12 protein-coding genes are annotated in these 13,538 nt (G+C 64.2%); 5 read left to right on the top strand and 7 right to left on the bottom strand.

The annotated features are described in order from the left end of the window. The first annotated feature begins 501 nt into the window (after window positions 1-501). Both CLG96_RS04085 and cueR read left to right on the top strand, forming a co-directional pair. Window positions 502-2,766, top strand: coding sequence for a heavy metal translocating P-type ATPase (locus tag CLG96_RS04085; RefSeq protein WP_207796579.1), 2,265 nt, complete (start codon window positions 502-504; stop codon window positions 2,764-2,766). Further along, window positions 2,763-3,149 (top strand): Cu(I)-responsive transcriptional regulator, encoded by a 387-nt coding sequence (gene cueR, locus CLG96_RS04090; protein WP_107966527.1) that lies wholly within the window; start codon window positions 2,763-2,765, stop codon window positions 3,147-3,149. The genes CLG96_RS04085 and cueR overlap by 4 nt, the downstream gene beginning before the upstream one ends. 104 nt (window positions 3,150-3,253) lie before the next feature. Here cueR and CLG96_RS04095 read toward each other — a convergent pair whose 3' ends face one another. Genes CLG96_RS04095 through CLG96_RS04110 form a run of 4 tightly spaced genes read right to left on the bottom strand, consistent with a single transcriptional unit; the run spans window position 3,254 to window position 6,052 of the window. Continuing rightward, window positions 3,254-4,234, bottom strand: a complete 981-nt coding sequence (locus tag CLG96_RS04095; RefSeq protein ID WP_133175334.1) for a LysR family transcriptional regulator — start codon at window positions 4,232-4,234, stop codon at window positions 3,254-3,256. Then, a complete protein-coding gene (locus CLG96_RS04100) occupies window positions 4,231-4,650 on the bottom strand; it encodes a DoxX family protein (protein ID WP_107966529.1) in 420 nt (139 codons plus the stop codon). The genes CLG96_RS04095 and CLG96_RS04100 overlap by 4 nt, the downstream gene beginning before the upstream one ends. After that, complete coding sequence (locus CLG96_RS04105; protein ID WP_107966530.1) at window positions 4,647-5,264, bottom strand: alpha/beta fold hydrolase; 618 nt, start codon at window positions 5,262-5,264, stop codon at window positions 4,647-4,649. Before CLG96_RS04105 ends, CLG96_RS04100 begins: the two co-directional genes overlap by 4 nt. After that, the gene (locus CLG96_RS04110; protein ID WP_107966531.1) at window positions 5,261-6,052 is read right to left on the bottom strand and encodes a DODA-type extradiol aromatic ring-opening family dioxygenase; all 792 of its coding nucleotides are present in this window, start codon (window positions 6,050-6,052) and stop codon (window positions 5,261-5,263) included. Before CLG96_RS04110 ends, CLG96_RS04105 begins: the two co-directional genes overlap by 4 nt. 234 nt (window positions 6,053-6,286) lie before the next feature. Between CLG96_RS04110 and CLG96_RS18615 the strand changes: the two genes are divergently transcribed. Together CLG96_RS18615 and CLG96_RS04115 are read left to right on the top strand one after the other, a co-directional pair. Beyond that, window positions 6,287-6,451 carry a hypothetical protein gene (locus tag CLG96_RS18615; protein WP_165799527.1) on the top strand — a complete coding sequence of 55 codons (165 nt, stop codon included), beginning with the start codon at window positions 6,287-6,289 and terminating at the stop codon, window positions 6,449-6,451. A gap of 178 nt (window positions 6,452-6,629) precedes the next feature. Next, window positions 6,630-7,808: a site-2 protease family protein gene (locus CLG96_RS04115; RefSeq protein WP_107966532.1), complete on the top strand. Its 1,179-nt coding sequence runs from the start codon at window positions 6,630-6,632 to the stop codon at window positions 7,806-7,808. A 373-nt stretch (window positions 7,809-8,181) separates the two neighbouring features. Here the strand turns inward: CLG96_RS04115 and CLG96_RS19420 are convergent, their stop codons facing one another. Beyond that, window positions 8,182-8,361, bottom strand: coding sequence for a GIY-YIG nuclease family protein (locus CLG96_RS19420; protein WP_107966534.1), 180 nt, complete (start codon window positions 8,359-8,361; stop codon window positions 8,182-8,184). 202 nt (window positions 8,362-8,563) lie between these two features. After that, window positions 8,564-9,781 (bottom strand): DUF8173 domain-containing protein, encoded by a 1,218-nt coding sequence (locus CLG96_RS04130; RefSeq protein ID WP_107966535.1) that lies wholly within the window; start codon window positions 9,779-9,781, stop codon window positions 8,564-8,566. A 1,241-nt stretch (window positions 9,782-11,022) separates the two neighbouring features. Between CLG96_RS04130 and CLG96_RS04135 the strand changes: the two genes are divergently transcribed. Continuing rightward, complete coding sequence (locus CLG96_RS04135; protein WP_107966536.1) at window positions 11,023-11,970, top strand: YihY/virulence factor BrkB family protein; 948 nt, start codon at window positions 11,023-11,025, stop codon at window positions 11,968-11,970. Window positions 11,971-12,127: 157 nt separating this feature from the next. Here CLG96_RS04135 and CLG96_RS18620 read toward each other — a convergent pair whose 3' ends face one another. Then, window positions 12,128-12,268 carry a hypothetical protein gene (locus tag CLG96_RS18620; RefSeq protein ID WP_165799528.1) on the bottom strand — a complete coding sequence of 47 codons (141 nt, stop codon included), beginning with the start codon at window positions 12,266-12,268 and terminating at the stop codon, window positions 12,128-12,130. Window positions 12,269-13,538 lie beyond the last annotated feature (1,270 nt).

A 13,538-nucleotide genomic window follows, 5' to 3' on the forward strand; every position in this document is an offset into this window, starting at 1 on the left:
CGCGGGCAATCCCGGGCGCGGAGGAGGTCAGGCGCGCACCGATAAGCGCCCGTTGAGGACGTCGGAGGCGGCGAGGCTGAAGGCCATCTGGTGATCCGGCAGGACAAGATCAATATCCCGGATGTCCGCCTGACCTCGTCGCGGAGCTGACGAAGGATGATCTACTCACCATGGGTCCGACAAGATATCGGGCTGAGGCAGAATGACTGCGCGCCGGGACCAACGTGCCTCCGATTATCCCAATGGCCGCGCCCTGGCCCCGGCGCGCGCGCGGTCAGCCCGCCGCTTGCGCTCGTCCTACCAATGTCGGGAGGAGAGCGGCTTACGCCCTTGACCCTGACATGATGTCAAACCCTACATCGGCACGCGTCGAGAAGGAGAAGGGCCGTGACTGATTCGAAACAGACGACGCATTCGGGAGCGCATGGCTGCTGCGCAGCCCATCGCAGCCATGAAGCGACCGGCGCATCCCGGCATGGCGTGAAGGATCCGGTGTGCGGAATGACCGTGGATCCGGAGCGCACCGCGCATCACGCGTCTCACGCGGGAAAAGACTATCATTTCTGCAGCGCAGGCTGCCGGTCCAGATTCATTGCCGATCCGGAACTTTATCTGGGAGAGCGCTCCGCGCAGCCTGTCGAGGCGGCGCCGGGGACGATCTGGACCTGTCCGATGCATCCCGAAATTCGTCAGGACCACCCCGGCGCCTGTCCGATCTGCGGCATGGCGCTCGAGCCGGAAATAGTGACCGCGGAGACCGGACCAAGCCCCGAGCTGGTCGACATGACCCGCCGCTTCTGGATCGGCCTGGCGCTCACCTTTCCTATCCTCATTCTCGAAATGGGTAGCCATCTGTTTCCGGCGCTACACGAGCTCGTACCGCCGAGAATCTCGACATGGCTCCAGCTTCTTCTTGCGACCCCGGTCGTCCTTTGGGGGGGCTGGCCCTTTTTCGAGCGCGGCTGGGCATCGCTCAAGACGCGCAATCTCAACATGTTCACGCTGATCGCGATGGGAACGGGCGTCGCCTGGGCCTATAGCATCGTAGCGACGACGGCACCCGCCCTATTCCCGGCTGCGTTTCGGGCGGGAGACGGCTCGGTCGCGGTCTATTTCGAAGCCGCCGCCGTCATCACCATTCTGGTTCTGCTTGGGCAGATACTCGAACTTCGGGCTCGGGAGCGCACCTCGGGGGCGATCAGGGCACTGCTCAACCTTGCTCCCAAGACGGCGCGCCGCATCGGCGACAATGGAAGCGAGGAAGAAGTGGCGCTCGACCTCGTCGCGGTTGGCGATCGGTTGCGCGTGCGTCCGGGAGAGAAGGTACCGGTGGACGGTCTTGTCGAGGATGGCCGCTCCTCCCTCGACGAGGCGATGGTGACAGGTGAATCCATGCCCGTTTCCAAATCGGCCGGGGACGCTGTCATCGGGGGCACGCTCAATCAGAGCGGTACATTGGTGATCCGCGCCGCGAAGGTCGGTCGTGACACGATGCTCGCGCGCATCGTTCAGATGGTGGCCGAAGCCCAGCGTTCGCGCGCGCCGATCCAGCGCCTGGCCGATCAGGTTGCCGGATGGTTCGTTCCGGCCGTGCTCCTCGTCGCGGTCATCGCCTTCGGCGCCTGGGGCATCTGGGGCCCTGAACCGCGTCTCGCTTATGGATTGATCGCTGCGGTGGCGGTGCTCATCATCGCCTGCCCTTGCGCCCTGGGCCTGGCGACGCCGATGTCGATCATGGTCGGCGTCGGCAGAGGCGCGGGGCTCGGCGTTCTGATCAAGAATGCCGAGGCGCTCGAGCGCCTGGAAAAGGTTGATACGCTGATCGTCGACAAGACGGGCACGTTGACCGAAGGCAAGCCGTCGGTGACGCGCATCGTCGCGGCGCCCGGATATGATCAGATCGAACTGTTGCGGCTGGCGGCTGGCGTCGAACGTGCCTCCGAACATCCGCTGGCCCTGGCGGTGGTCACTGCGGCGAGTGACAGGGACATCATGATCCCGAGCGTCACCGAGTTCGACGCGCCGACGGGCAAGGGAGCGGTCGGGACCGTCGAGGGCAAGCGCGTCATGCTTGGAAATGCGCGCTTCCTCGAGGAGAGTGGCGTTGATGCGAGCGTCATGGGCGCCCAAGCGGATATGCTGCGCGGTGATGGCGCGACTGTCATCTTCATCGGCGTCGACGGCCAGGTCGCCGGTCTCCTCGCCATTGCAGATCCGATCAGGAAGTCCACGCCCGAAGCGCTCGCGGCATTGCGCGGCGAGGGCATCAAGATCGTCATGCTGACGGGCGACAACCGCACCACCGCCGCGGCCGTGGCGCGCAAGCTCGACATCGACGAGGTCGAGGCCGAGATTTTGCCCGATCAGAAGAGCGCGGTAATTGCGCGACTGAAGCGCGAAGGCCGAGTGGTTGCGATGGCAGGCGATGGCGTGAACGATGCCCCGGCGCTCGCCGCCGCCGATGTCGGCATCGCCATGGGCTCGGGCACCGATGTCGCGATCGAAAGTGCCGGCGTCACCCTGCTGAAGGGCGATCTGAACGGGATCATCCGGGCGCGGCGCCTCAGCGAGGCGACCATGTCCAATATCCGGCAGAATCTGTTCTTCGCCTTCATCTACAATGTAGCGGGCGTGCCAATCGCGGCGGGGCTGCTCTATCCCTTCTTCGGAATCCTGCTCTCGCCGATCATTGCAGCGGCCGCCATGGCCTTGTCGTCGGTGAGCGTGATCACAAACGCTCTCCGCCTGAATCGGGTGACGCTATGAACATAGGCACCGCCTCGTCTGCGAGCGGCGTTTCGCAGCGGATGATCCGGCATTATGAGAAGATCGATCTCATCCCGGCGCCGCCTCGTCGCGACAGCGGCTATCGAGACTATTCCGAAGCCGATGTGCACAGGCTGCGCTTCATCGCCAACGCCCGCAATCTGGGTTTTCCTATTGAGGAAATTCGCACCCTTCTCGACCTGTGGTCCGATCGGCATCGCGCAAGCGCCGAGGTGAAGGCGCTCGCCGAAAGGCGCGCAACCGAACTGGGACGCAAAGCGGCCGCGCTTCAGGCGATGCGCAAGACTCTGCTCGAGCTCGCGGAGCATTGTCATGGTGATCAGCGGCCGGATTGTCCGATCATCGATCGGCTGGAAAGGTGATCTTTCCGGTATCGCTCGGGGCAGCAGGTGATTTCCCAGGCTGCAGGCGGCCACATTGCGCTGCCGTCAATGCCTGAGGCGCATATGACCTTGCCTATCCCCGATCAGCCGCGCTTGGCTTCATCCAATGCCGAGTTGTCCGGCAGCAGGCGCGGGCGCGCCTGCTCGACCGCACGGATGATCGCATCCTGCACCGCGCGGATACGCGGGGTCGCGCGCGTATCGCGATGCACCCCCATCCAGATCTCGCGAACAGGCTCCGGCCCGGGCGTAGCGAGATGCACAAGCTCGCGCATGCCGTCGGCGAGATAGCGCGGCAAGCAGCCGAGGCCGAGCCCCGCGACTGCGCCGCGGAGCTGGACCTCACGGCTGTTGGCGAGCAGCGACGGTGTTCCGTCATGCGCCAGCGCGGAAAACCAGCGCGCCTCCGGGGTCGTCGACAGATCGTCCTGAAGGCGGATCAGCGCATGGCCGATGGCGCCCTGCCCCCAGTCCGGCTCGCCATGCGCGGCGAGATAGGCGGGCGCGGCATAAACCCCGAAGGCCATTGCCCCGATCTTGCGCACGATCGTCTCATGGCCCTCGAACGCGGCCAGACGGATAGCGATGTCGGCCTCACGCCGGGCGAGGCTCAACGGCCGGGTGTCGGTGATGAACTCGACGGCGATGCCCGGATGGCGGGCGCGGAGCGCCGCCAGCGCCGGCGTCAGGACATGCGCGCCGAATGTCTCCACGGTGGTCACGCGGACGAGCCCTTCCAGCCGCATGTCCTCGCCGGCGATCGCGCGTTCGAGCGCGAGCGCTTCCTGCTCCATGCGGGCGACATGATCGAGGATCCGCTCGCCCGCCGGCGTCAGGCGGAATCCCGTGGGCGTGCGTTCGAGCAGCTTGGCACCGGCGCGACCGTGAAGATGGTCGAGCCGGCGCCCCATGGTCGTCTGGCTCACCTTCAGCGATCGCGCGGCAGCCGAAAGGCTGCCCTGCCGTGCGATCGCGAGGAAGGTCTTGAGATCATCCCAGTCCAGCACCGCGCGCTCCTTGACTCCTTCGGGAGCATAAGCGGGCGCGGGCGGCTGCGCCATCATGCCCTGCGGCTGGCGTCCAGGCTCCACGGGCCGGCCCCGGCCACCGCGAGGTGAAGGAAGATAAAGCAGAACAGGATCGCCGCCTCGCCGCCGTTGAGCACGGGGAAGACGCTCTGCGGCGCATGCGCCATGAAGTAGGCGATCGCCATCTCGCCGGAGAGGAGGAAGGCGACCGGCCGGGTGAACAGGCCGAGGACAATCAACAGGCCGCCCACAAGCTCCAGCATGCCAGCCAGCCCGTAAAGGCCGAACAGCGGCACCTGGCCCGGCTGGGCGCCCGCGGGAAAGCCGAACAGTTTCACGACGCCATGGGAGAGGAAGAGCAGGCCGGTGACGACGCGGAGCACGGAAAGCAGGCGCGGTGCCCAGATATTTGCGTCGACCGGCCCGGCGGATATCGGGGAGGTGCTGGTCATGATCTTGTCTCCTGAGCGGAACCAGACGGACGAGTGATGAGATGATTGGTGGCGGCCTGAAGCGTGCGAGGCCCGATGGCGTGACCATAACCATTGGTCACGATCAGCCGGATATCATAGCCCGCAGCGGCAAGCTCGGCCTGCGCCGCACCCGCGAGCGTGAAAGGCATGATTGGATCGGCAAGGTCGTGAATGAGCAGGATCTGGGGCGATGCGGCCGGCAGCGGGCGTACTCCCGCCGCAAGGCGGCCGGCGATGGCAATGACGGAGCCGAACGGCTCGCCGGCAGCGATTGCAGCCAGAGCCATGATTGCGCCCTGGCTGAAGCCGACAAGCGCAACATTCCGGCGCTCCAGGCCTCGGTCGGTGCAAAGTGCATCGATCCGGACCAGCAGAGCGGGAAGTGCGGCTGCAACACGGGCCGGGCGATCGGCATCGGTTACGCCCTTGACGGAGAACCATTGCCGGCCGTGCGAGGCCATGTCGAACGGCTCCAGCCCGTCGAGCGCGAGCGCCTCGGCCCCGGCCGCCTCGCCAAGTGCATGGGCAACAGGCATCATGTCGGCTGCCGACGCGCCGACGCCGTGCAGCGCGAGGATCAGTCTGATCGTCACGCGGCGCCTCCGAAGGCATAGGCATCCATGCGCAGGATGCCGTGGGTCGTGCTCGCATGGAGGCGGCGGACGCCCTCGCCGCAACCGGCGCCGAGGGCCACGAACAGCGGCAGAAGATGCTCCTCGGTCGGATGGTTGCGCGCTGCATGCGGTGCAAGCCGGCGATAGGCGAGAAGATCGTCGACGCGGCCGGCCGCCAATGCCGCATCCATCCAGTCGGCGAACGCGGTCACCCAATCGGGCGCGGGCGCGTGCAGCGCATGATAATAGTCGCGAAAGCTGGACAGATCATGGGTGAAGCCGCCCGAGCCGAGGATCAGCACGCCTTCTTCGCGCAGCGGCGCGAGCAGACGGCCAAGCTCCAGATGATAAGCCGGGCCTTTAGCGGTCTCGACCGAAAGCTGCACGACGGGAATGTCGGGGTGGGGATAGATCAGCCGCAACGGGACCCAGGCACCATGGTCGAGCCCGCGGCGCGGGTCACGGCCGACAGGAATGTCCTTTGTGCCGAGCAGCGCCGCGACACGATCGGCAAGCGCCTTCGAGCCCGGTGCCGGATAGCTTATCCGATAGAGTTCGGGCGGAAAGCCGTAGAAATCGTGGATCGTCTCGTTGATCACGACGTCATTGACGATCGGCCCGACCGCCTCCCAGTGCGCGGAAATGACGAGGATTGCCTTCGGACGCATGGGAAGCTCGGCGGCAAGCCCCTCAAGGAACGCGCGTGCCGGCGCGTCGGTGAGCGGGAAGGTTGGCGCGCCGTGGGAGACGAACAGGGCTGGCAGCATCGAAGGAACTCCACAGGGCGGGTTGGCTTGCAACAGCTTTATCGCGATTGCCTCTCAATCCCGCGATCGTCGATCTGCGTGGCCTCGCTATGCATTTTTGCAGAGGCAACATGGTTCGGACAAGCAGTTCGGACATAGCCGCGCGGCCGATCTCGCCCCTCTGGGTCCTTTGCTTCAATATTTCGGCCAGGGATCCGGATCTGCTCAAAATTTCCTCCCAGCCAGCATCTGCCTATGGAAATGCGATGCGCGGCGCTGCGGCATCGCCATGGCTCAAAGATGCCCGAGGAAGGCCAGCACACGGGCGTGGTAGGCGCGCTCGCGGCCGGCCCGTTGCTGGCTGAGGCGATCGGACGGTTGCGCCAGGGCCGCTCGCTGGCGGAGCCGATGGTCCTTTAGCCGCTATTTACGTTGATGGTCTCGTGGACCGCGATTGGCCCAAGGCGCGACAATGCCGGATTGCCGCTCCGGTGCCTCGGGTTTCGCAGGAGCAAGGAGGGTGGAACCCCTCCCGAAGCCGTCGGTTGGTCCCGAGATCGTTCGCTACGGCGTCGGCTCGCGGGCCTGGGATGACGCAATGTTCATTTATCGCGTACGGCTGTTCAGCCTGTTCGGCTTCAAAGTCTATATGGACGCCTCCTGGCTGCTGCTCGCGCTGCTCATCGTCTGGAGCCTGGCGCTGGGCGTATTTCCGAGCCTGGTCCCCGGATATCGGATGAGCATCTATGTCTGGATGGGCATCGCGGCGGCGGCCGGCCTCCTGCTTTCGATTGTCCTGCATGAAACCGCCCATGCCCTGGTGGCACGGCGTTTGGAGATGCCGATCAGAGATATCACCCTGTTCATTTTCGGCGGTGTAGCCGAAATGGAGGGGGAACCGACCAGCGCGCGGGGCGAGTTGCTGATGGCGGCAGCTGGGCCGGTGACGAGTGCGGCGCTGGGCCTGCTGCTGATGATGGGATCAGGCGTGGCCATGGCCGTTGGCGGATTTGCCCCGGCTGCCGCGGTGCTGGGCTATCTCGGGACGCTCAATTGGCTGCTGGCGATCTTCAACCTGATCCCGGCCTTCCCGCTCGACGGCGGACGGATGCTGCGGGCGATGCTGTGGAGCTGGCGCAAGGATTTCGCGTCCGCAACCAGGATCGCTGCGGGATCGGGCCAGATCTTCGGCCTCATCCTGATCCTGATCGGCCTGCTCCAGTTTCTGCGCGGCGCGGTGCTCAACGGAGTCTGGCTGTTCCTGATCGGCCTGTTCCTGCGTGGCGCGGCGAGCCTCGCCAATCAGGAGATGCTGACGCGCAAGATCCTCGGCGGCGAACCCGTATCCCGCTTCATGACTCCCAACCCGATCTCCGTTCCGCCCGACCTGTCGATCCAGAATCTCGTCGACGACTATATCTACCGCCATCACCACGGCAGCTTCCCGGTGACGCGCGACGGTCGCCTGGTCGGCTGCATCGGCACCGCCGACATCACCATGCTTGACCGTTCCGATTGGAGTCGGCGCACGGTGGCCGAGCAGATGAGGCGTTGCGGCGAGGATGAGATCACGACACCCGACACGGATGCGCTCCAGGCCATGGCCAAGATGAGCCGTACAAAGCCGAGCCGGCTGTTCGTAACGGACGGCGATCGGCTGGTCGGGGTCTTGTCATTGAGAGACCTGGTCGAATTCCTCAGAGTCAAGCTGGAGCTTGAACGGCCACGCCACGTGCAGGAACCCGGCCTGATGCTTGTCGGACCTGCAGCCCGGTAAGCCGCGACGGACCGGCCCGACCGAGATCCATGGTCCCCATTACGGTGCCTTGGCCCGCATCATCTGGCGGATCTGATGGAGACAATGGACGGGTATATTGACGGGAAATATGCCGGGGCGCCTAGCATCGACGGACAGCTGGATCGAGAAGTCGATCGGCCCGCGACGAGAGGGCTTCTGATCGGAGCCTGCCAGAATGGCAAGCTCTCCATGAGCATGGACAAGCCGCCGTCACCGATGAAGCATATCACCCGACACTCCGGAAATAGGATTGCGGCAGCGATGGCATTAAAGCAGTCCGCACCCCATGCTGGCAAGATTGCCGGAGCATGAGAACATCATGCCGTCCCGGATCGTGAGATGCCGGGCGGCATCACTCGCGCTCTTCGACCCGCGCCCCCGCCTTATCGATTACCCGTTCGGTCACGTCCCGGATCTTCTCATATCTGAGGTGAAAGAACTCCCTGCTCTTGTTGAGGCGAAACTCCTTCAGTTGCCCGTGGACCTCGTGCTCAATCAATCGCGGCGAGCGGAGCCGTCCACATACGGCCAATTTACCTTCCGACGTCTCAGATCAGGATCCATACCGAAGGACCGGAGAGGGCGGAAACGGGCCGACACGGAACGAGTGCTGGCGCAGCACCCGTTCTAGAGATCCAGGCCGGACGGCCAGAACTGCGAATCTGGGCATAAGTTGAAGAGCCGACGCCGAGAGAGCCACGACCACGCCGGTCGTCGCGAACATCCCGATAGGGCTATTGCGCAGGTGCAGCCCCGGCCGGCGGCAGGGCTGTAGTACCGCCTCTGCCGGAACGCCCGCGCCATCTCTCGAAGAGGGCGAGCCCGGTAGCTCCCATGCCCAGCAAGCCCGTACCGACCCAGACAAGGGAGCCGACGAACGGCAGCGCGCCGAGGAGGACAACAACCAGGAGCACGGCAGCCAGGCGCGCGAGCACGGCAGATCGACGCGGCTCCGGACCCATCCGGCGTACAGCCCAGGCCCGGCCAATCGCCAAGCCGAACAGTGGCACCGCCGTGCCCAGCGCGAAGAAATAGGCGCTCAGCACACCGAGCGCGAGGGGAAGGCCGATCAGGGTCAAGGCAAGGAGCAGCGCGAAGGGCAGGCCTGCGATTGCGATCAGCAGCCCAACGCCCAAGCTCGGCAGCGGACGCTGGGTGAGCGATCTCTGCACGTCGCGCACAATGTTGGGCGCGAGCAGCAACAGGACGGCACCGAGAATCCATAGGCCAATCAGCATCGCGAGCGCCGACACCAGGCGCGCCGCCACCTGCGCCACCACGCCCCGGCGCGCCTCTTCGGGCTGGCGATGGCTGATCCCGCCGGCCACCACCGCGCCAGGCGCCACTTCGGGCGCACGCGCGCTTTCGACGATGAGCCTGCCGCCGATCCGCGCGGTCCGGCCGAGACGCAAATGATCCGCCACCACATTGGCATCGCCCAGGACGGTGCCGTTGATCTGAACCTCACCGCCAGCAAGGCGCAACGATCGGGCGACGGTGCCGGCGACGATCAAGGCGCCGCCAGCCAGGCGGGCATCCGCAACGATCGCGCGGGGGCCAAGGCTGACGCGGCCACCGAAGGCGATGGCCTTGCCGCCGACACGTCCCTCCACCGCAACCGACCGGCCCGCCGCGAACAGATTGTCGCCGACGGCGCCACCGATCCCGACCGTTTCCCCCGCCAGGATCGCATCATTGCGGATAGCGCCGCCGATGGTCAGTCGCCGGCCGGCGGCGATCAGCGTGTCGCCGATACGCCCTGCGATGTCGACCGTGCGCCCGGCGACGACCGTGTCCCCCGTCACATCGGCCCGAACGTCGATCCGCTTGCCCGCCATGATGATATCATCGGGCACCGTTCCCCGGATCGTGCGGGTCGCCGCGGCCACCGCTGCCACATCCAGCAGGACAGCCAGCGCGGCGACGGAGGAAATGAACCATGTGCGATTCATGCTCTGCTCTCCTCGGCCCAGGGACCCGAGAGGCATGATGCCAGCGCGTCCTACCCGGGACGCCAAGGCCGTCGCGTCCCGCCTAGGCCCGATGCGGAGCTTGTCGGGAGCCTCGTTCGCCCGTCCACCGGGAACAGCTCCGTCTTCCTGTGGAGAGTAGCACATGCGGCAACATCCAGAAAGCCTTCCCATCAGCGTGGATCGGATCGACGACAAGGTGGATCAAACGCTCGCCCCGAAGCTGCGCATGGAGATTTCGAGCACGAGTTCAATTAACTAAAGGCGGGCGCACCAAGCGTCTGCTCGGGCCCCAACTGTTCGAGGGAGCCGCCGAAACCCTATTTGGGATCGAACCACGTCAGGTGTTGCGACCCACCGCCAATGTCCGTTCCCGTCGCTGAATCGGTCGCGCCAAACGTCAATTACCGGCCGAAGGTGCGGTGAAAGCTGGAAGTTCCTCTAGTTCATTGGTTGCTTTGGTCGGCTGAAGCTGGCCGATAGTGGTCCGGCAGCTTTCGGGCGGAAGCCGAGGAAGCGGCCCTCCGTTCAGCTTGCCGCCGCCCGACCGCTCACGACCTAAGTCAGCCGTTTACGGTTGCGCCCGACGTTCTGCGGAGCGGACGTTCGCGGCGCTAGCTTCGTCGACCATTTCAGCATCTGGATTCAGGAGAGAGAGAATTCAGTTTTGGATCTTCAACCACTCGGGGACAGCAATGCGATGTAGGTCGGTTATGGGCACAACCGGTGATCAACGCGGGAATTTTCAATGGAAATTTCCGCCGGTACAGCTTCGGTTGCCCCATTCATCACGCAAAAGCTGGTGATCACATCGAGCACGAAGGCTCAGGGATGACAGCGAAGTTCGTCGCTCTTTTAGGGCGCCTTGGGCAACTTCCCGTGATCGTCTCGAAAGCGACGGAACGGCTGTAGTTTCAACAGGTTAACTGCTTTGACCCACGCCAGGCTCAGGCAGGGAGCCAGAAAATGGTCGAGACGAACCCTGTCGAGGTGATCCCCTTGGTGGAAGCGAGGTCTTGAGAGGCTCCCATGCCGGAAGACACTGCTACACAGCGCGACGCCGCCCCAAAGGATCGGCTTATTGCTCCGAACCCTGTTGCGAGCATGGCTTTCCCCGCTTCAGATCTCAGCGCTGATCTATCTGATAAGCGGCTCCGCGGGGGCCGGTCGATACAATGTTCCGGCCGACAAGCCCGAACGTCTCCATGAAAGAGCATAGGCTCATGCGAGACCGAGGCCGCGATGCCGACAGTCCGACGGATATGCCCGCTCTCGGATGGCGGGATATTGTCATCCGCAGCTGGCGCGAGGCCGGGCAAGACAATCTGAGCCTGGTGGCAGCGGGTGTCGCTTTTTATGGATTTCTGGCGCTCGTGCCGCTGATCGGCGCGGTCGTGCTCAGCTATGGCTTGCTGGCTGATCCGGCCACTATCGTGAGGACGCTGGAGTCCCTGACGCGCATGCTGCCTGCCGATGCCGCCCGATTGGTCGGCGAACAAATTTTGAGCGTGACGCAGACCGCCCAAACCAAGAAAGGAATCGGCCTGGTGATCGCGCTCGCGCTGGCGCTCTATGGCGCGATGCGGGGCGCATCGGCGATCATGACGGCGCTCAACATTATTTATGAGGAAGAGGAGAAGCGTAGCTTCATCCAGGCGAGCCTGGTCGCGCTAGCGATTACGGCAGGAGCAGTTATTGCCGCCTTGCTCGCGGCTGGCGCAATATCTGCCCTCGCCTATCTCGACCGGCTGCTTCCACGCGCACCTGCGGCCCTTCTCATTCTAGGTCGCTTGCTTTCTTGGCTGTTGCTCGCGGCTGGAGCCGCGGCTGCGGCGGCAACGGTGTATCGGTACGGGCCGAGCCGCAACATTGCCCGGTGGCGATGGCTGACACCAGGCTCCCTCTTCGCCTGTCTCGCTTGGCTACTCGCCACGTTCGGCTTCGGCCTCTACGTAGCGAACCTCGGCAACTACAATGCGACATATGGGTCGCTCGGCGCGGTTGTCGTGCTGCTGATGTGGCTCTACCTCTCGGCCTATGTGCTGCTCCTCGGCGCCGAGTTCAATGCCGAGCTTGAGCACCAGACGGCGCGCGACACCACAGGCGGCGTGCCGGCGCCGATGGGTAAGCGAGGGGCCGTGGTCGCCGACACGCTGGGCGAGATACCTTGAGGGCCGGCTTGCATTCTGAGAGATGCCAGCCTGGAAGGACAGCGACCTTCCGATTTTGAGGGACCAGAGCCCAGGAATGATATGCTGAAGCCGCACATGGATGAAATGGACCATGACTGTCTGATGATCGGTGGCGGCCGGCTGACGGCGGCGATTGTCAGCCGGTCGCGCTCACAGACAGCCGCTCGATAAGGAAATCGAAAGCACTGACCCGGGTCAGCATGTTGGCGCCGCCGACGAACCGGGCGTGGACGACTTCATGATCTCCAGGATTGAATGCCTCGAGCAGAGCGACCACCCCGTTAGCGTTCGAGCGAAAGCATTTGTTGCAGATGGGCGGCTGGCTCGCACTGTCGGAAACCGGTTCCCGACAGGAAGCGCGGGATCCAGTAGGCGAGGATGATTCCCGCGCCGATCGCCGCTGACCTGCCCCTGAGATTTTCCTCCAGTTGGAGTTAGAGTCTGGCCCTTCAGAAGGACGGACGAATGAAGCGTTCACGGTTCAGGGAAGAGCAAATCATCGGGATCCTGCGCGAGCATGAGGCAGGTCACGTCCTCGCCACCCGCTGCGCTAGCTTCACCGCGCAGCTCGGGCTCACCCCGAACCGGCGCGCCGCATCTCGTCGTGAATGCCCCGCCGAGACATGCGCAGATATCCGCTCTCGAAGATCGCTCGAATAAGCTTTCCCCATGATCCACCTCCGCAAAGGGTGAATCATATTTTCAACCCGCCGGGAATCCCCAGCCCGATTCCGAGTTCAAGCTCAACGCTCTAGTTAGCCCGCAGGGGGAGCCAGTCCTTTTATCTTGCCGTCCCTAAAACCGCACATTCCGGCCTCCCGCGACTAAGCGCGCTCACCAAGAACGATAAGCCCACATAATATATGCAATGTACCAACAGACCAAGGAGACCGACGCTGCTGCACCGATTTGCGGTAGCGAATAATGCCTGCCGAGAACGAACATCGCGCCGAATGCCACGGTGCAAAACAAGATCGATATCAAAATCGGCATCAAAATCGTCGTGACGACAATCCGCTTCCTCCGACTCAATTGCATAGCCTTCCACCTGTACATGTTGGAGGAGTTGCTGGCGGTTGCGCGGCCCCTACCGCCGTGCTCGCCGCTTGCCCCGCGACTGCTCCGATTTCACTCGGTGAGCGACCACCCGGCGATGAACCAAGATCGATGCGCGCGCCACCCGGATAGCCTTGGCCTTGCACCATCCGCTCTGCCTCGGCGGCACTAATCGCAGATTCACGAGCTGAGCCACCTGCTGCACGGAATGCTCCCGACGTCGCCACATCGCCAACTGCGGAACCAGCAGCAGAAAAGACTGCTCCCTGCTGGGCAGAGGACACAAGTTCAGCGCTACTCGCTCCAGTTTTCCCGCCCGAAGCGATACGAGCATTAGCCTCTGCCTGACCAGCGCCGACGGCTGCGCCTGCCACTGCATTTGCTCCGGCGCGAGCTTCTATAAAGGCGACACCTTCTCTCACTATCGTGCGCCCAATCACACCAGCTGCGCCTCCTCCCAAAGCTCCAGCAGCCGTCGCCGTCGCAACACG

The sequence above is a fragment of the Sphingomonas oleivorans genome (assembly GCF_003050615.1).
Classification (GTDB): Bacteria; Pseudomonadota; Alphaproteobacteria; order Sphingomonadales; family Sphingomonadaceae; genus Sphingomonas_H; species Sphingomonas_H oleivorans.